This is a genomic window from Enterobacter asburiae (genome assembly GCA_011754535.1).
Classification (GTDB): Bacteria; Pseudomonadota; Gammaproteobacteria; order Enterobacterales; family Enterobacteriaceae; genus Enterobacter; species Enterobacter cloacae_N.
On the sequence record JAAQVN010000001.1, the window covers coordinates 431846 to 448072 of the forward strand.

Annotated in this window: 18 protein-coding genes; 8 read left to right on the forward strand and 10 right to left on the reverse strand. The window is 55.5% G+C overall.

Annotated features, from left to right (window positions below; genetic code table 11):
* Window positions 1-24 precede the first annotated feature (24 nt).
* Both HBM95_01960 and HBM95_01965 read left to right on the forward strand, forming a co-directional pair.
* The gene (locus tag HBM95_01960; protein ID NIH41710.1) at window positions 25-870 is read left to right on the forward strand and encodes an AraC family transcriptional regulator; all 846 of its coding nucleotides are present in this window, start codon (window positions 25-27) and stop codon (window positions 868-870) included.
* 37 nt (window positions 871-907) lie between these two features.
* A complete protein-coding gene (locus HBM95_01965; GenBank protein NIH41711.1) occupies window positions 908-1498 on the forward strand; it encodes a LysE family translocator in 591 nt (196 codons plus the stop codon).
* Here HBM95_01965 and HBM95_01970 read toward each other — a convergent pair.
* The 5 genes from HBM95_01970 to aspA all read right to left on the reverse strand — a co-directional run bounded on the left by HBM95_01970 (window position 1495) and on the right by aspA (window position 7090).
* The gene (locus HBM95_01970) at window positions 1495-2070 is read right to left on the reverse strand and encodes a transcriptional regulator (GenBank protein NIH41712.1); all 576 of its coding nucleotides are present in this window, start codon (window positions 2068-2070) and stop codon (window positions 1495-1497) included. The two genes, HBM95_01965 and HBM95_01970, sit on opposite strands and share 4 nt — an antisense overlap.
* A gap of 49 nt (window positions 2071-2119) precedes the next feature.
* The gene (locus HBM95_01975; protein ID NIH41713.1) at window positions 2120-3823 is read right to left on the reverse strand and encodes a protein-disulfide reductase DsbD; all 1704 of its coding nucleotides are present in this window, start codon (window positions 3821-3823) and stop codon (window positions 2120-2122) included.
* The gene (gene cutA / locus HBM95_01980; GenBank protein ID NIH41714.1) at window positions 3799-4122 is read right to left on the reverse strand and encodes a divalent cation tolerance protein CutA; all 324 of its coding nucleotides are present in this window, start codon (window positions 4120-4122) and stop codon (window positions 3799-3801) included. Before cutA ends, HBM95_01975 begins: the two co-directional genes overlap by 25 nt.
* Before the next feature lie 113 nt (window positions 4123-4235).
* Window positions 4236-5537: an anaerobic C4-dicarboxylate transporter gene (locus tag HBM95_01985; GenBank protein ID NIH41715.1), complete on the reverse strand. Its 1302-nt coding sequence runs from the start codon at window positions 5535-5537 to the stop codon at window positions 4236-4238.
* A gap of 116 nt (window positions 5538-5653) precedes the next feature.
* Window positions 5654-7090 carry an aspartate ammonia-lyase gene (aspA, locus tag HBM95_01990; GenBank protein NIH41716.1) on the reverse strand — a complete coding sequence of 479 codons (1437 nt, stop codon included), beginning with the start codon at window positions 7088-7090 and terminating at the stop codon, window positions 5654-5656.
* Window positions 7091-7419: 329 nt separating this feature from the next.
* On the opposite strand from aspA, the gene fxsA reads away from it, so the two are divergent.
* On the forward strand, window positions 7420-7890 hold the full coding sequence (gene fxsA, locus HBM95_01995) for a membrane protein FxsA (GenBank protein NIH41717.1): 471 nt from the start codon (window positions 7420-7422) through the stop codon (window positions 7888-7890).
* A gap of 43 nt (window positions 7891-7933) precedes the next feature.
* Here fxsA and yjeH read toward each other — a convergent pair whose 3' ends face one another.
* Window positions 7934-9163 (reverse strand): L-methionine/branched-chain amino acid transporter, encoded by a 1230-nt coding sequence (gene yjeH, locus HBM95_02000; GenBank protein NIH41718.1) that lies wholly within the window; start codon window positions 9161-9163, stop codon window positions 7934-7936.
* A 178-nt stretch (window positions 9164-9341) separates the two neighbouring features.
* On the opposite strand from yjeH, the gene HBM95_02005 reads away from it, so the two are divergent.
* Window positions 9342-9635: a co-chaperone GroES gene (locus HBM95_02005; protein NIH41719.1), complete on the forward strand. Its 294-nt coding sequence runs from the start codon at window positions 9342-9344 to the stop codon at window positions 9633-9635.
* A 31-nt stretch (window positions 9636-9666) separates the two neighbouring features.
* Window positions 9667-11310, forward strand: coding sequence for a chaperonin GroEL (gene groL, locus HBM95_02010; GenBank protein ID NIH41720.1), 1644 nt, complete (start codon window positions 9667-9669; stop codon window positions 11308-11310).
* A 64-nt stretch (window positions 11311-11374) separates the two neighbouring features.
* Here groL and HBM95_02015 read toward each other — a convergent pair whose 3' ends face one another.
* From HBM95_02015 to HBM95_02025, 3 genes are read right to left on the reverse strand one after another with little or no spacing between them, the layout of a single operon-like run.
* A complete protein-coding gene (locus tag HBM95_02015) occupies window positions 11375-12538 on the reverse strand; it encodes a beta-aspartyl-peptidase (protein ID NIH41721.1) in 1164 nt (387 codons plus the stop codon).
* A 10-nt stretch (window positions 12539-12548) separates the two neighbouring features.
* Window positions 12549-13010, reverse strand: coding sequence for a hypothetical protein (locus tag HBM95_02020; protein NIH41722.1), 462 nt, complete (start codon window positions 13008-13010; stop codon window positions 12549-12551).
* Window positions 12991-13656, reverse strand: a complete 666-nt coding sequence (locus HBM95_02025) for a hypothetical protein (protein ID NIH41723.1) — start codon at window positions 13654-13656, stop codon at window positions 12991-12993. Before HBM95_02025 ends, HBM95_02020 begins: the two co-directional genes overlap by 20 nt.
* Before the next feature lie 234 nt (window positions 13657-13890).
* On the opposite strand from HBM95_02025, the gene HBM95_02030 reads away from it, so the two are divergent.
* Window positions 13891-14244: a DUF4156 domain-containing protein gene (locus tag HBM95_02030; GenBank protein ID NIH41724.1), complete on the forward strand. Its 354-nt coding sequence runs from the start codon at window positions 13891-13893 to the stop codon at window positions 14242-14244.
* 64 nt (window positions 14245-14308) lie between these two features.
* On the opposite strand, the gene epmB is transcribed toward HBM95_02030, so the two are convergent.
* Window positions 14309-15337, reverse strand: coding sequence for an EF-P beta-lysylation protein EpmB (epmB, locus tag HBM95_02035; GenBank protein NIH41725.1), 1029 nt, complete (start codon window positions 15335-15337; stop codon window positions 14309-14311).
* A 40-nt stretch (window positions 15338-15377) separates the two neighbouring features.
* On the opposite strand from epmB, the gene efp reads away from it, so the two are divergent.
* Together efp and HBM95_02045 are read left to right on the forward strand one after the other, a co-directional pair.
* The gene (efp, locus tag HBM95_02040; GenBank protein NIH41726.1) at window positions 15378-15944 is read left to right on the forward strand and encodes an elongation factor P; all 567 of its coding nucleotides are present in this window, start codon (window positions 15378-15380) and stop codon (window positions 15942-15944) included.
* Between the two features lie 58 nt (window positions 15945-16002).
* Window positions 16003-16134: an entericidin A/B family lipoprotein gene (locus HBM95_02045; protein NIH41727.1), complete on the forward strand. Its 132-nt coding sequence runs from the start codon at window positions 16003-16005 to the stop codon at window positions 16132-16134.
* Window positions 16135-16227 lie beyond the last annotated feature (93 nt).

Below are 16227 nucleotides of genomic sequence, written 5' to 3' on the forward strand. Positions count from 1 at the left end.
TGCTGATAACAACAGGAGGGCAGTATGGCAAAAGACTGGCTTGAGCTCCGTCAGCATGCGGATACCGGTATTGAAACGATTAAAGCGCACTTCGAAGGCCATGCCTTCGATCCCCACTGGCACGATAGCTATCTGGTGGGGATTACCCTTTCAGGCACCCAGCAGTTCCACTGTCGTCGCGAACGTCACCGCAGCCATCCGGGTGATGCGTTCTTACTGGAGCCGGGTGAAATTCACGACGGCGACGCGCCTGTGGAAGGGGGCTTTACCTATCTGACCTTCTATCTTGACGAGCAATGGCTGACGCGCACCCTCCGGGGATTATATGAAGCCACGCCGGACCGCTACTCGCTTCACTTTGCTCAAACGCTAACGCGAGAACCTCAGCTGGTCCGTTCTATCGGCGAGACGTTTAACGCGCTGCATAGCGATGAGATGAAAATTGTGCAGCAAAGCACAATGGATAAGCTGCTCTCTCAGATCACCTCCCATTGCCACTGGCGTAAGAAACTCCCGTCGCAGCTACAGAGCGCTGCCGTGGCGCACCGCGCACGTGACTATCTTTATGCGCATATCGGCGAGAACGTGGGGCTGTCAGACCTTGCGCGCGAGACGGGCACGGATCGCTTTACGCTGACGCGCTGTTTTAAGCGTGAGTTCAACCTGGCGCCGCACGCCTGGCTTATTCAGCTGCGTCTGGCAAAGGCGCGACAGCTGCTGGCGCACGGCGAGCAGCCTGTTAATGTCGCTACAGCGCTCGGCTTTGCAGACCAGAGCCATCTGGGACGCTGGTTCCAGCGCGCATACCGCATTTCCCCCGCCCACTACCGCCGGTTGTGCACAAACCTTCCAGACGTTTCCAGAAAATAACGGCACAGTGATGGCTCTAAGAAAAAAGGAGCCCCCTGTGAGCCTGATGCCTTATCTGCTGTTTGCCTTTGTCGCGTCGATAACGCCCGGTCCGACGAATATTCTTGTTCTCACCAACAGCCAGCACTTTGGCGTGAAAAATACCGTCCCTGCCATTTTGGGGGGATGTATTACGGCGAGTCTGATTGTGCTGGTATCGGGTGCCGGCGCCGGGGAGGTGTTGCGCCAGTTTCCTCTGATACGCCAGGCAATGAGCTGGGCAGGCGTACTGTGGCTCACCTGGATGAGCTGGCAGCTGTATCGCGCACCTGCGGCGAATATTGCTGAGAAGGCGCCTCATCGTTTCACGGCGCAAGCCGCAGCGCTGCTGCAGCTGGTGAATCCGAAAACGTGGATGATGGCGCTGGCGGTAGTGAGTCTTTTTGCCCCCGTGAGCATTCACCCGTTAAGAGATATTGCGCTGATGGCGCTATGGTTCTTACTGATTTCTGTGATGTGTTTGATGTGCTGGGCGTGGCTGGGGAAGGCGGTAAGCCGGGTGTTTCGCACCACCGTGGCGATGGTGCGGTTTCAGCGCCTGATGGCGCTATGTCTTCTCATCTCTGCCTGGGCGGGCATGCTGGTCTAGGTCAACGCCCCACCCATACGACACTGGGCAAAGCGCAGAATGTCTTCCGCCAGACGGTGCGCCGTATCCACATCTGCCTGGCTACGGTTCACCAGCATGCGGCTCAAACAGCCCTCCAGTACGAGCTCCATCTGCTTAGCGACCATTGCCGGGTCATCCACTTCAAGCGTTGTCAGCAGTTCATGGGTGAAGTCATGCGCCGCACGTTTTTGCTGATCCGCCAGCTGGTGTATTGGATGGCCAGGATCGGGGTAAAACGTACAGGCAGCAATAAACAGGCAGCCCGGATAACGATTGTTGCTGACGCATTCTGTCAGGGCGGTGTAGCGTGCCAGCAGCTTTTGCTCAGCCGTCAGCTCTTCATTTAACATTAGCTGCCTGCGCCAGATATCCACCTGCTGGCTAAGATAGCGTAGGGCATCATAAAGCAGCGCCTCTTTATCCGGCCAGAAGCGCTTTAGCTCATCCAGAGGGTAATCGATACGGTCGGCTACCATCTCAAGCGTGGTGCTGGCGATCCCTTGAATCTCAAGTAGTTGCAGGGCTTGTCCCAGTACGTCTTCGCGTTGCACGGTTGTCTCCTCCGCTATTCCCAACGGTATGTCCCGTCTAAAGTGTTGTTTACGGTTGGCGATTGCGCAAATGCGCGCTGAATGCCGTTGCATCCATAAACCCGGTTACACGCTGTTCTGGCTGCTCTTCCCCTTGTTCATTAAAGAACAGAATGGTCGGCAGCCCGAGCACGGTAAGGTGTTTAAGCAGGGCCTTATCCTGCGCATTGTTGGCCGTGACGTTTGCCTGGAACAACACCGTATCTTTCAGGGCGTTTTGCACCTGAGGATCGCTAAAGGTGTATTTTTCAAACTCTTTGCAGGCGACACACCAGTCGGCATAGAGATCGAGCATCACCGGTTTGCCTTTTGCCTGCGCCAGCGCGCTGTTGAGCTCATCGACGTTCTTAACGTGTATAAAGTTTAAATGTGCCTGCGTCTGGCCCACCGGCGAGCCGAACGCCCAGTCCTGAAGCGGACGCACACTCACCAACGCGGCGGCGAGCAGGAGAATTTGCACCAGACGCATCCACGCTTTTTTGGCCCCCAGGCTGACGATAAACGCCCATGAGAAGAACGCCACGCCGAGCATGGCCCACAGGCGCAGACCCCACGTGTCACCAATAATACGCTCCAGCAGGAACACCGGGAGCGCCAGAATGACAAAGCCAAACGCGGTTTTCACCGTCTCCATCCACGGGCCGCTCTTCGGCAGCAGGCGGTTGCCAAATACCGTCACCAGAATCAGCGGCAGGCCCATACCGAGCGCATAGAGATACAGCGTACCGCCGCCGAGCCACATGTTTCCGCTCTGGGCAATGTACAGCAGGATAGCGCTGAGCGGCGCGGTGGTGCAGGGGGAGCAAATCAACCCGGCGATGGCACCCATTGCGAATACGCCGCCCGCGGAGCCACCCTGCTGGCGATTGCTCATCAGCGTTAAGCGGGTTTGCAGCGAAGAGGGCAGCTGCAGCGTGAACAGGCCAAACATCGACAGCGCCAGCAGGATAAATACGACGGACAGGCCGATAAGCACGTAAGGGTGCTGGAGCGCCGCCTGGAACTGTAGCCCGGCCGCGGCGACCACGAGCCCGAGCACCGTGTAGGTGAGAGCCATACCCTGCACGTAGATAAACGCCAGCAGCAGGGCGCGGGCGGTAGAAAGACGCTGTTTGCCGCCCAGCACAATCCCGGAGATAAGCGGATACATCGGCAGCACACACGGGGTAAAGGCAATGCCGATGCCAATCAGTAAGGCCCAAAGCGCTGAGAAAGGAAGGTCGGAAGCAGCTTCGCCTTCACCCCTCATCCTGGCCCTCTCCCCTGAGGGGAGAGGGGAGGCAGCCGATTTAACTTCACTAAGCGGAACGACCTTCGTTTCTGGTGGGTAGCAGAAGCCCGCATCGGCACAGCCCTGATACGTCACCGTCAGCGTGGCGTCTTTATCTGCCTGGTTCACCGTAACGGGCACGCTCAGGCGCTGGCGATAGATTTCACTTTTACCGTAGAACTCGTCCTCGTGCCACTCGCCAGCGGGCATCTGCAACGCGCCGACGCTAGCCTTTGCAGGCGTGATGCTGACCTGCTTGCGGTAGAGATAGTAGCCCTCTTTCACCTGCCAGGTCAGATTGAGATCGTGCTGGTTCTGCTGAAAATCGAAAACAAACGCCTGGTCGGCAGGAATAAAGTTTGAACGGCCGGGTGCGTCAAACAACCCGGCAAATACTGACGTGCTGCACAGCAGCAGGATCAGCGTAAAGAAGCGTTGAGCCATGAGAGATAGTAGTTATCGCCGTGGACCACTGGCAGCACCAGCAGCTCCGGGGTTTGGTAAGGATGATGAGACTTGAGGCAGTCAAGGAGCGCCTGCTGATTCGCCAGATTGGTTTTAAGTAACATCTGGACTTCATACTCCTGCTCCAGCTTGCCTTCCCAGTAATAGAGGGAGGTCGCGCCGGGCAGCAGCGTTACGCAGGCTGCCAGTTTTTCGGCCAGCACTTTGGCGGCGAGATCCTGGGCAGAGGCTTCATCAGGGGCGGTACACAGTACAACAACAGCATCAGGCGTGTTCACAAGTCGACCTCCTCATCACGAAAGTCTTCACTATATCACGCAAGGCGATTGGTCATTAATGAAACGGGCCGCATAGCGGCCCGATTTTAACTATTTTTACAACGGCTAACCGTTTACAGCACAATGCCGCCGATGATAAAGCCGAGGACGACGCAAAGCGTAATCGCCACCACACCCGGGATCAGGAACGCGTGGTTAAACACGTACTTACCGATGCGGGTTGAGCCGGTATCGTCCATCTCAACCGCCGCCAGCAGGGTTGGGTAGGTTGGCAGAACGAACAGCGCAGAAACGGCGGCAAAAGAGGCAATCGCCGTCAGCGGTGTGACGCCTAACATCAGTGCAGCAGGCATCAACGCTTTGGTGGTGGCGGCCTGGGAGTAAAGCAGCGTCGCGGCAAAGAACAGTACCACTGCCAGCAGCCACGGGTAGTTGTGCAGCAGGTCACCCGCCACGGTCTGGATATCGCTAATATGCGCTTTCACGAAGGTGTCACCGAGCCACGCCACGCCCAGTACGCACACGCAGGCGCTCATGCCGGATTTGAAGGTACTGGCGTTCAGCACTTCGCTGGTGTCGATTTTACAGGTGATGCTAATCAGCGTCGCAATGGTCAGCATGAACACCACAATCGCTTCGTTACGTGGCAGCACCGGGTTCTGAATCAGCCCCACAGTGTCGCTGATGGCGGTCGCGTAGAACATCACGGCGACAATACCGATCAGGAACAGCAGCACGGAGCGTTTCGCGTGCGGCTTCAGTTCGAAGACCTGGCTACCGCGCAGGCTCACTTCACCTTTTGCCAGACGCTCCTGGTAAACCGGATCGTCTTTCAGCTCGGCGCCGAGGAAGTTACACAGCACGGCGGTAATCATCACCGCAATCAGCGTAACCGGAATACAGATCGCCAGCAGCGTCAGGTAGCTCACGCCCATTGGCTCAAGGATACCCGCGAAGAAGACTACGGCGGCAGAGATTGGCGATGCGGTAATGGCAATCTGAGACGCCACTACAGCAATAGAGAGCGGACGAGACGGGCGAATACCCTGCTCTTTTGCCACTTCAGTAATCACCGGCAGCGTGGAAAATGCCGTGTGGCCGGTTCCCGCGAGAATGGTCATAAACCAGGTCACCAGCGGGGCGAGGAAGGTTATATATTTCGGATGGCGGCGCAGCATGCGTTCCGCCAGGCTCACCAGGTAGTCCATACCGCCTGCGACCTGCATGGCCGCAATAGCAGCAATAACCGCCATGATGATTTCAATAACGTCAAAAGGGATTGCGCCGGGTTTAATCTGAAAGATAAGGGTAAGCACGAGCACCCCGAGGCCGCCGGCAAAACCAATGCCGATACCCCCGAGCCGCGCGCCCAAATAAATCGCCAACAGGACGATGACGAGTTCTGCTCCAAACATAAAGACCTGCCTTGCTTATTAACAAGTTGATATTGAATTGTTGTATTTAGGTAACGCCTAAAAAGAAAAAAGGCACGTCACTTGTGACGTGCCTTTCGGAAGCCTAGCCTGAACTGTTACTGTTCGCTTTCATCGGTATATCGTTTCGCTTTATATGCCGGGTGCATCAGGTTCTGGGCCGAGAAGATATCGTCCAGCTCAGCTTCGGTCAACAGCCCGCGCTCCAGCACGACTTCACGAACGCTCTTACCGGTTTCGGCACAAATCTTACCAACGATGTCGCCGTTGTGGTGGCCGATGAACGGGTTGAGGTAAGTGACGATCCCGATGGAGTTGTAAACATAACCTTCACAGACTTCTTTATTCGCCGTGATGCCGTTAATGCATTTTTCCAGCAGGTTGTAGCAGGCGTTGGTCAGGATGTGAATAGATTCAAACATCGCCTGGCCAATTACCGGCTCCATCACGTTCAGCTGCAGCTGACCCGCTTCAGAGGCCATGGTCACGGTTGTATCGTTACCGATGACTTTGAAGCACACCTGGTTCACCACTTCTGGCACAACCGGGTTCACCTTGGCTGGCATGATGGACGAACCGGCCTGCAGTTCTGGCAGGTTGATTTCGTTCAGGCCAGCGCGCGGACCGGAAGAGAGCAGGCGCAGGTCATTACAGATTTTGGACAGTTTCACCGCCAAACGTTTCAGGGCGCTGTGTACCATCACGTAGGCACCGCAGTCGGAGGTGGCTTCAATCAGGTCTTCCGCAGGCACAACCGGCAGGTTAGACACTTCCGCCAGCTTCTGAACCGCCAGCTGCTGATAGCCATCCGGGGTGTTCAGACGCGTACCGATGGCGGTTGCGCCCAGGTTCACTTCCAGCAGCAGCTCGGAGGTGCGCAGCAGGTTTTTAGTTTCTTCGTTCAGCAGCACGTTAAACGCGTGGAACTCCTGGCCCAGCGTCATTGGCACCGCGTCCTGCAGCTGGGTGCGACCCATTTTCAGGATGTCCTGGAACTCAACCGCTTTACGCTGGAAGCCATCACCCAGTTGGTTGATAGCATCTACCAGTTTCACTACAGAGGCATACACCGCGATACGGAAGCCGGTAGGGTAGGCATCGTTGGTGGACTGGCATTTGTTAACGTGGTCGTTCGGGTTCAGGTACTGGTATTCACCTTTCTGGTGACCCATCAGCTCCAGGCCAATGTTTGCCAGTACTTCGTTCGTATTCATGTTGACGGAGGTACCCGCGCCGCCCTGATAGACGTCAACCGGGAACTGGTCCATACATTTGCCGTTGTTCAGCACTTCATCGCAGGCAGCGATAATCGCATTTGCCGCGCTTTTAGGAATGGTTTGCAGCTCTTTGTTCGCTAGCGCTGCGGCTTTCTTCACCATCACCATGCCACGGACAAACTCAGGGATGTCGCTGATTTTGCTGTTGCTGATGTAGAAGTTTTCAATCGCTCTCAGAGTGTGAACACCATAGTAGGCATCCGCTGGAACTTCCCTGGTACCCAACAAGTCTTCTTCGATACGAATGTTGTTTAACATGTGAACCTTCTTTTCAAGCTGCCGATGGATTGTACTAAACACACAGTATTTATGTGGTTTTGAATATTTTCTGGCCGACGATTATTCCCTCAATCAGCCAGATGTTCGAGATCATATGCTGATGATAGCGAATTGCCGTAAGCTGGATCACTTATTATCGAGCCGATTCCATGATAATTATTAATCTGTGAAATGGGTCACCGCTTTAATATTTCCAAAAAAAATATCCGTGCAAACCGATTGAATTTTCGCTAACCGTCACCATCTCATACAAACGCGCGTCGCGAACACATTAAGACAGGGGCCCGACGGCACCTGCCCAACAGGAGATGCCAGTGCGCTGGATACCGTTTATTGCCTTCTTTCTCTATGTTTACATTGAGATTTCAATTTTTATCCAGGTTGCCCACGTGCTGGGCGTCCTGCTGACGCTGATTCTGGTGATTTTCACCTCGGTGATTGGTATGTCACTGGTGCGTAATCAGGGTTTCAAAAATTTCCTGATAATGCAGCAGAAGATGGCCGCAGGCGAAAGCCCGGCAGAAGAGATGATCAAAAGCGTGTCGCTGATTATTGCGGGCCTGCTGCTGATCCTGCCGGGGTTCTTCACCGACTTCCTCGGCCTGCTATTGCTGTTGCCGCCGGTTCAGAAGCACCTGACCATGAAGCTGCTGCCGCATCTGCGCTTTAGCCGCATGCCGGGCGGCGGGTTCAGCACAGGGCCAGGCGATACTTTCGAAGGGGAGTATCAGCGTAAGGATGACCAGCGCGATCGTTTAGATCATAAAGACGATCGTTGATTTTTTTGGCCCGGTGACGCGTCGCTTACCGGGCCTGCAGATTTTACCGCTTCGGTAAAAACGCCCACAGCCCCGCCAGCATGACGATGGCGTACACACTCTTCCATCCCACCATCGCCAGCAGCAGGAGGCAAAGCACACCCCCGAAAACCGCCAGTGCCTTATAGCGCCCTTTAAGCAGACGACAACCCGCCAGCATGCACAGCAGGTAGATCATGATGAAAATGCCGTTGGCGTAGACGATCAGCGCATCAAGGTTGATGTCGAGAATATAAATGCACAGCGAGCTCAGCACACAGCAGCCCAACACGGCATTCAGCGCATTAACCGGGAGTCGACGTTTAGACAAACGTGCAAGACGGCTCTCCGGTTTGTAGAGTGCCTGCGACCACACCAGACGGGCGAAGCTCTGGATATAAATATTGAGGCTGGCGAAGCAGGCGAGATAGCCAATCACGCAGGCCACCCATAGCGCCTTCACACCGAACAGTTCAACCACGATACCCGGTAGCGATGCGGCAGCGGCTTTATCTTCGCCGAACGCGTTGAAGTGCAGCACCAGCACGGTACAGGCCCAATATACGGTGCCCGCCAGCAGCAGGCCAATCATCAGGGCGCGGGGAAAATCACGCTCGGGCTGTTTAAACTCGGAGGCCAGGTGCGCGAACGCTTCAAGACCAACGAAACACCAGAACATGACGGATAACGCAGCGAAAAGCTGAGAATGGTCGATATCGTTTATCGCAGGGAAAGGGATATCCGCCACGGTAATGTCACCCGCAAACCAGATGGCGACGATCAGCGCGACGATCAACACGGCAACCAGCGTTTGCAGATTCGCGCTTGAACTGGCCCCGCGCGAGCCCACCCACCAGACAATCGCCAGCGTTCCCAGTTCAGCCAGCAGCAGCTGTTCGTCGTGCCAGCCAAACAGCGCCTGCCCAAAGCCGGTGGCGATATGCAGGGCTGCCGGAAGGCCAACGGGTATGACCGACAAGAACAGCCAGCCGGTCACGCGCTCCATACGCGGACCAAACGCCATGCCGACAAAATGCGCCACGCCGCCCGCGCTGGGGAAATGTCGTCCAAGGATGGCAAACACAATCGCCACCGGGAACACCAGCAGGATCAGCACCGGCCATGCCCAAAGGCTATTATTTCCGGCGACCAGCGCCGCCAGTGCCGGTACAGCAAACACGCCCGTCCCTAACAAGGAGGTTGAAAGCAGGCCAACGCCCTGCGCCAGCCCCAGCTCCTGCCTGAGTCCACTCATTTACCCTGTCCTGCCGCCATCAAAAGAGAGTGGATGGTAACACTTTCGCAAATTTTTTTTCGATTCCCCCTTGAAGGGGTAAAAAGCTATCCCCATCTCTCAGGGCACTAGTCGGAAAACCGCATGCGGGCCGGCGTCATCCATAACTGATAATGACTTTCTCAAAGGAGAGCTATCAATGAGTATTCGTCCGTTACATGATCGTGTGATCGTCAAACGTAAAGAAGTTGAAACCAAGTCTGCTGGCGGCATCGTTCTGACCGGTTCTGCAGCAGCCAAATCAACGCGTGGCGAAATCATCGCTGTCGGTAAGGGCCGCATCCTGGAAAACGGAACTGTGCAGCCGCTGGACGTTAAAGTTGGTGACATCGTAATTTTCAACGATGGCTACGGCGTGAAATCCGAGAAGATCGACAATGAAGAAGTGTTGATCATGTCCGAGAGCGACATTCTGGCAATTGTTGAAGCGTAATTTACGCACGAGAATTTGAGGAAATAAGAACATGGCAGCTAAAGACGTAAAATTCGGTAACGACGCTCGTGTAAAAATGCTCCGCGGCGTAAACGTACTGGCAGATGCAGTTAAAGTGACCCTGGGCCCGAAAGGCCGTAACGTAGTGCTGGATAAATCCTTCGGCGCGCCAACCATCACTAAAGATGGTGTTTCTGTAGCACGTGAAATCGAGCTGGAAGACAAGTTCGAAAACATGGGCGCGCAGATGGTAAAAGAAGTTGCCTCCAAAGCGAACGACGCTGCGGGTGACGGTACCACCACCGCGACCGTTCTGGCGCAGGCAATCATCACCGAAGGTCTGAAAGCCGTTGCTGCGGGCATGAACCCAATGGATCTGAAACGTGGTATCGACAAAGCTGTCGCATCCGCTGTTGAAGAACTGAAAGCGCTGTCCGTACCTTGCTCTGACTCTAAAGCCATTGCACAGGTTGGTACCATCTCCGCTAACTCCGACGAAACCGTAGGTAAATTGATCGCTGAAGCGATGGATAAAGTCGGTAAAGAAGGCGTGATCACCGTAGAAGACGGTACCGGTCTGGAAGACGAACTGGACGTGGTTGAAGGTATGCAGTTCGACCGCGGTTACCTGTCCCCATACTTCATCAACAAGCCGGAAACTGGCGCTGTTGAGCTGGAAAGCCCGTTCATCCTGCTGGCTGACAAGAAAATCTCCAACATCCGCGAAATGCTGCCAGTGCTGGAAGCCGTTGCGAAAGCAGGCAAGCCGCTGGTTATCATCGCTGAAGATGTTGAAGGCGAAGCGCTGGCGACTCTGGTGGTTAACACCATGCGCGGCATCGTGAAGGTGGCTGCGGTTAAAGCACCTGGCTTCGGCGATCGCCGTAAAGCGATGCTGCAGGATATCGCTACCCTGACCGGCGGTACCGTGATCTCTGAAGAGATCGGTATGGAGCTGGAAAAAGCGACCCTGGAAGACCTGGGCCAGGCAAAACGCGTTGTGATCAACAAAGACACCACCACCATTATCGACGGTGTGGGTGAAGAAGCTGCTATTCAGGGCCGTGTTGGTCAGATCCGTAAGCAGATCGAAGAAGCCACTTCCGATTACGACCGTGAAAAACTGCAGGAGCGCGTAGCGAAACTGGCTGGCGGCGTTGCGGTAATCAAAGTCGGTGCGGCGACCGAAGTTGAAATGAAAGAGAAGAAAGCACGCGTTGACGATGCCCTGCACGCGACCCGTGCTGCGGTAGAAGAAGGCGTAGTTGCTGGTGGTGGTGTCGCGCTGGTGCGTGTAGCTGCTAAACTGGCTGGCCTGACCGCACAGAACGAAGATCAGAACGTGGGTATCAAAGTTGCGCTGCGCGCAATGGAAGCCCCTCTGCGTCAGATCGTGTCCAACGCCGGTGAAGAACCGTCTGTGGTTGCAAACAACGTGAAAGCGGGCGAAGGTAACTACGGTTACAACGCTGCAACTGAAGAATACGGCAACATGATCGACTTCGGTATCCTGGACCCAACTAAAGTGACCCGTTCTGCTCTGCAGTACGCGGCATCTGTAGCTGGCCTGATGATCACTACCGAGTGCATGGTGACCGACCTGCCAAAAGGCGACGCGCCTGACTTAGGTGCTGCTGGTATGGGCGGCATGGGTGGAATGGGCGGCATGATGTAATCATGTTGTTCTGAACCTCTCAGAACGAACCCCGGGCAGAAATGCCCGGGGTTTTTTATTGCCGCTACTCAAATGTTCCTTTCACGCACGCTACGCCTTCGCGCACCATCTGGCGGCCTTTCGCCCAGACCTCGCGGATCTTCAGGTCATCCGTCAGCACCAGGAAATCGGCATCGCATCCTGGCGCGATCCGCCCCTTATGCTCCAGCCCGAGAAACTCCGCCACGTTACGCGTAAACGGCAGAAGCGCCTCCTCCAGCGGCAGGTGATACCGGCTGACCAGCTGCTGTAGGGTGTCGGGCAGGGACTCGAAGCCCGCTACGCCAATGCCCACCAGATTGCCGTTTGCATCAAAAATCGGCTGGCTGCCGTTACCGTCCGAGCTGAGCGTAAGCCGGTTAAACGGCACCTGCGCTTCACGGGCCGTCACGATGGCGGTGGCGGCATCAAGGGGCTCTCGGATGCTGGTGGTAATGTCGATATAACCCCCTTCGCGGGCATAGTTCAGCGCGGCGAGGAACAGCGTCTGGTCGCGGTTAACGTGGGTTGGCAGCAGCTTCGTGCGGGGAACGTCGGCGTTATCGAGGATGTTATACAGCGGCTCCAGCAGCTTCGGGCTGTTGCCGAGGTGAAACACGGATATGCCCGCTTTGGCACCCAGCAGCCCGCCTACGCGCGACTGGGCGGCCATATTCGCGAGCTGGTCATCCGTCGGTGCGGAGGAGCGATGGTCGGAAATCGCGCATTTCACGCCGATGATTTTATCAATCAGCGCCACATCCTTTTCGACACTGCCGGTAATCGTCGGAGAAGGCAGCCCGTACGCGCCTGTCAGCATCCACGCGCTGATCCCTTCATGCTCAAGCGCCCGCGTTTTTGCCAGCAGAGATTCGGGATGGCGGGTTACGCCGTCGGTACCCAGCAGTCCAACAACGGAGGTGATGCCCGCCGCCACAAGCGCGGATAACCGCACCTCCGGCGTCCGGGTGTGCGGGCCAGCTTCACCGCCGCCGCCGATCAGGTGCACGTGCTGATCGATAAAGCCCGGGCAAACCACCGCCCCGGCGAGATCGCTTTCAGGACAGTTAAGCTGTGTTGTTGCGCGATCCGTTTTTTCAATCGCGACGATTTTCCCCCCGGCGATCAGCAGATCGCAACGTCCCCGATCCTCCGGCGCGTAAAGGTGCACATTGCGGAAAAGATGGGGTTCCAGCACTGAAAAATCCATTTTTATCTCCTCAGAAGAGTAGCTGCATTACCCACATTGAGAGTAGGGCGTTAATGACGCAGACAGTAATGATGTGCGGGTAATATTTGGGGTTCACCCCTGCGGTACCCAGGCAGCGGCCCGTGTTTTGTACCGGATTGCCCATCAGATAGATGGCGGGAAGCAGGACGGTGGCATCGTGGCCGTTGAGCGTGCCGGCAGCCACCAGGCTGGCGCAGACCCCCACGCCGCCGCCCATACTCATCACTGAGGCCAGAAGGACCGTTGCCGCCGCGCCCGGAAGCCCCCACAGCGCCATGACCGGCTCGCAAATATTGCCAACAATATCCAGCAGGCCGGTCACCTTGAGCGCCTGAATGATGACAAACGCCATAACCACGTTAGGCAGCAGGCTGGTGGTGGCGATGGTAAAGCCTCGGCGGGCGCCATCAATAAACATGTCCATGATATTTTTACGCGGCTGGGCGATCATTTTTTTCCTCCTGAATACAACGATCTTCCATGTGGGCGATCCACAGGCGCAGGAAGTTCGCGCCAACAAATTTAAACACCAGTATGACGGCAAGCGGCGTAATCACCGGGACGGTAATGAAGGTAAAAAGTGCGGCACCGGAAGAAAAATAGTTGGTAATGATGGCGCTACCGCTGGTCTGGAAGGTGGCGAAAATGGCGCGCTCGCGATCGGTAATTGCCCCTTCGTCGGTCAACTCTTTGGTCATCCCTGCTGCGGCATCGGTATTTTGCAGGTTGGCTATGAGGGCCAGAGAGCAGATGCCCGGTACGCCAAGCAGCGGGCGCAAAATGGGCGTCATTAGCTGTTGTGCGGCACGCAGCCCGCCCAGCCCCTCGGTGACGGCAATGATCCCGAGCGACAAAATGACCGAAGGCGCCAGTTCAAGGGCAAATAAGAAACCGTCTTTCGCCCCCGTACCGCCCTCGCCGCGAAATGTTAGTGCGCCGTTCACCGGACCAAAGCTGCCGTTTAAGACAGTAAAATCCAGCACGCGCCACCATTCGGTACTTTTGGCGAAAAAGCCTGAGAAAAATACGATGGTGAGCACAAACGCCAGATAGCCCACCCATGTTACCTTTTCCTCTCCTGAGGATGATGCACTCATGAAACCCCCTGTTTTAATCGCGTACAAAAGTTGTACGTCGCAACACTAAAAACGATCGGGGGCTAAAACACGATATCCCAAAGGGCATTATCAGAATTCATTTATGGTATCGGAGGAATAGCGTACGGAATCTGGCTCGCAGAAATGCGCGGGGATTTTTCTTTTAGTCATCTTTTAGGTATAAGATTTACACACGGACAATTACTGTCCAGCTTATTGAAAACGAGGAATAACATGCGCGTAAAAGTCTGTGCAGGGATCGTAGGAGCAGCATTGCTGCTGGCGGGTTGTAGCTCCAGCAATGAACTGTCGGCAGCGGGCCAGGGCGTTCGCTTTGTGGAAGATAAGCCAGGCAGCGAATGCCAGCTGTTAGGTACGGCCACCGGTGAACAAAGTAACTGGATGTCGGGTCAGCACGGTGAAGAAGGCGGCTCTATGCGCGGCGCGGCGAATGCCCTGCGTAACCAGGCTGCAGCTATGGGGGGGAACGTGATTTACGGCGTGAGCAGCCCGACGCAAGGAATGCTTTCCAGCTTCGTGCCGACGGCCAGCCAGATGAGCGGCCAGGTTTATAAGTGCCCGAACTGAGTTTACTTGCTGATGGCGCTGCGCCCCACCTCGTAGGGCAGGTAAGCGTAGCGCCACCTGCCTTTTAGCGCTGCCGCAGTTGCAAATCCAGCGGCGTCTTACTCGGCTCTCCGCCAATCTCGCGTGCCAGTTTCGGCACCATGTACCCTGAAACCAGCGTTAACAGCTCGCGCATAATCTGTCGGGCTTCCTCATCCGTCACCATGAAGTGTGCCGCACCCTGCACGCGATCCAGTACGTGCAGGTAATAGGGCATCACGCCTGCGTCAAACAAGGCGTTGCTGAGATCGGCCAGTGCGCGGGCATTATCGTTCACGCCGCGCAGGAGGACGCTTTGGTTGAGCAGAGTGACGCCCGCCTTACGCAGACGCGCCATCGCCGCGCGAAATTCATCGTCGATTTCGTTCGCGTGGTTGATATGGTTTACCAGCAGCACCTGCAGACGGGACTGCTCCAGGCGCGCAACCAGGCCGTCAGTGATACGTGCCGGAATGACAATCGGTAAACGGCTGTGAATGCGCAGACGTTTGATGTGCGGGATGGCTTCAAGCTGCGTCAAAAGCCAGTCCAGCTCATGATCTTTTGCCATCAGCGGGTCACCGCCGGAAAAAATAATCTCATCCAGCTCTGGATGGGCGGCGATATAGTCCAGCGCAACCTGCCAGTTACGCTTATTTCCCTGGTTTTCGGCGTACGGGAAGTGCCGACGGAAGCAATAACGACAATTAACCGCGCAGCCGCCTTTTACCAGCAGCAGGGCGCGATTGAGATATTTGTGCAGTAAACCCGGCACCACGCTGTTCTGCTCTTCCAGCGGATCGGTGCTGTATCCCGGCGCTGTAATAAACTCATCCTGTGACGTAAGCGTTTGTTTTAATAAAGGATCGTCTGGATTGCCTTTTTCCATGCGCGCAACAAACGCGCGGGGAACGCGCAGGGCGAAAAGTCGCTTTGCCTCGCGGCCTGCAAGCAACTCCGGGTGCTGATCGAGGTCTAAAAGACGCAGCAATTCATCAGGACTAGTGATTACATCGGCAAGTTGCGATAACCAATCTTCTCTGGATGGGGTGTTTAGGGTTACAATATGCGCCATTTTGTGGCTTAGCTACCAGTTAACAAATTTAGAGGGCCTTATGGCAACGTACTATAGCAACGATTTTCGTGCTGGTCTTAAAATCATGATGGACGGCGAACCGTACGCGGTTGAAGCCAGCGAATTCGTTAAACCAGGTAAAGGCCAGGCATTCGCACGCGTTAAGCTGCGCCGCCTGCTGACCGGTACCCGTGTTGAGAAAACCTTCAAATCTACTGACTCCGCTGAAGGCGCTGATGTTGTCGATATGAACCTGACTTACCTGTACAACGACGGTGAGTTCTGGCACTTCATGAACAACGAAACGTTCGAGCAGCTGTCTGCTGACGCGAAAGCAATTGGCGATAACGCGAAGTGGTTGCTGGATCAGGCTGAGTGCATCGTGACCCTGTGGAACGGCCAGCCTATCGCTGTTACCCCACCAAACTTTGTTGAGCTGGAAATCGTTGAAACCGATCCAGGTCTGAAAGGTGATACCGCGGGTACTGGCGGCAAGCCAGCAACGCTCTCCACTGGCGCTGTGGTGAAAGTGCCACTGTTCGTTCAGATCGGTGAAGTGATCAAAGTGGATACTCGCTCCGGCGAATACGTATCCCGCGTGAAGTAATTTACGTCATGATTCGAGGCGCAGCGCCCGCTGCGCCTGATTTTTGCAGGCAGGGATGATGAAACGTACCGTTAAAATTCTGCTTCTGTTAGCGCTCTCCAGCGTACTGCTTTCCGGCTGTAACACCGCGCGTGGCATGGGGGAAGATATCCAGGACCTTGGACATATCATTTCCCACGCAGCCAGCTAGGCTCGTCTAATTTTCCTAAAAATGCTTCCTTTTCCGTCAACCGACGGGATCTTGTCTATTCTTAAGTTGCTATACACAAAACAACTTTGGCTA

Coding starts and splice junctions, on each gene's coding strand:
- HBM95_01960 (NIH41710.1), top strand. CDS start 25: ATGGCAAAAGACTGGCTTGAGCTCCGTCAGCATGCGGATACCGGTATT.
- HBM95_01975 (NIH41713.1), bottom strand. CDS start 3,823: ATGGCTCAACGCTTCTTTACGCTGATCCTGCTGCTGTGCAGCACGTCA.
- HBM95_01985 (NIH41715.1), bottom strand. CDS start 5,537: ATGTTTGGAGCAGAACTCGTCATCGTCCTGTTGGCGATTTATTTGGGC.
- aspA (NIH41716.1), bottom strand. CDS start 7,090: ATGTTAAACAACATTCGTATCGAAGAAGACTTGTTGGGTACCAGGGAA.
- fxsA (NIH41717.1), top strand. CDS start 7,420: ATGCCAGTGCGCTGGATACCGTTTATTGCCTTCTTTCTCTATGTTTAC.
- yjeH (NIH41718.1), bottom strand. CDS start 9,163: ATGAGTGGACTCAGGCAGGAGCTGGGGCTGGCGCAGGGCGTTGGCCTG.
- HBM95_02005 (NIH41719.1), top strand. CDS start 9,342: ATGAGTATTCGTCCGTTACATGATCGTGTGATCGTCAAACGTAAAGAA.
- groL (NIH41720.1), top strand. CDS start 9,667: ATGGCAGCTAAAGACGTAAAATTCGGTAACGACGCTCGTGTAAAAATG.
- HBM95_02015 (NIH41721.1), bottom strand. CDS start 12,538: ATGGATTTTTCAGTGCTGGAACCCCATCTTTTCCGCAATGTGCACCTT.
- HBM95_02020 (NIH41722.1), bottom strand. CDS start 13,010: ATGATCGCCCAGCCGCGTAAAAATATCATGGACATGTTTATTGATGGC.
- HBM95_02025 (NIH41723.1), bottom strand. CDS start 13,656: ATGAGTGCATCATCCTCAGGAGAGGAAAAGGTAACATGGGTGGGCTAT.
- HBM95_02030 (NIH41724.1), top strand. CDS start 13,891: ATGCGCGTAAAAGTCTGTGCAGGGATCGTAGGAGCAGCATTGCTGCTG.
- epmB (NIH41725.1), bottom strand. CDS start 15,337: ATGGCGCATATTGTAACCCTAAACACCCCATCCAGAGAAGATTGGTTA.
- efp (NIH41726.1), top strand. CDS start 15,378: ATGGCAACGTACTATAGCAACGATTTTCGTGCTGGTCTTAAAATCATG.
- HBM95_02045 (NIH41727.1), top strand. CDS start 16,003: ATGAAACGTACCGTTAAAATTCTGCTTCTGTTAGCGCTCTCCAGCGTA.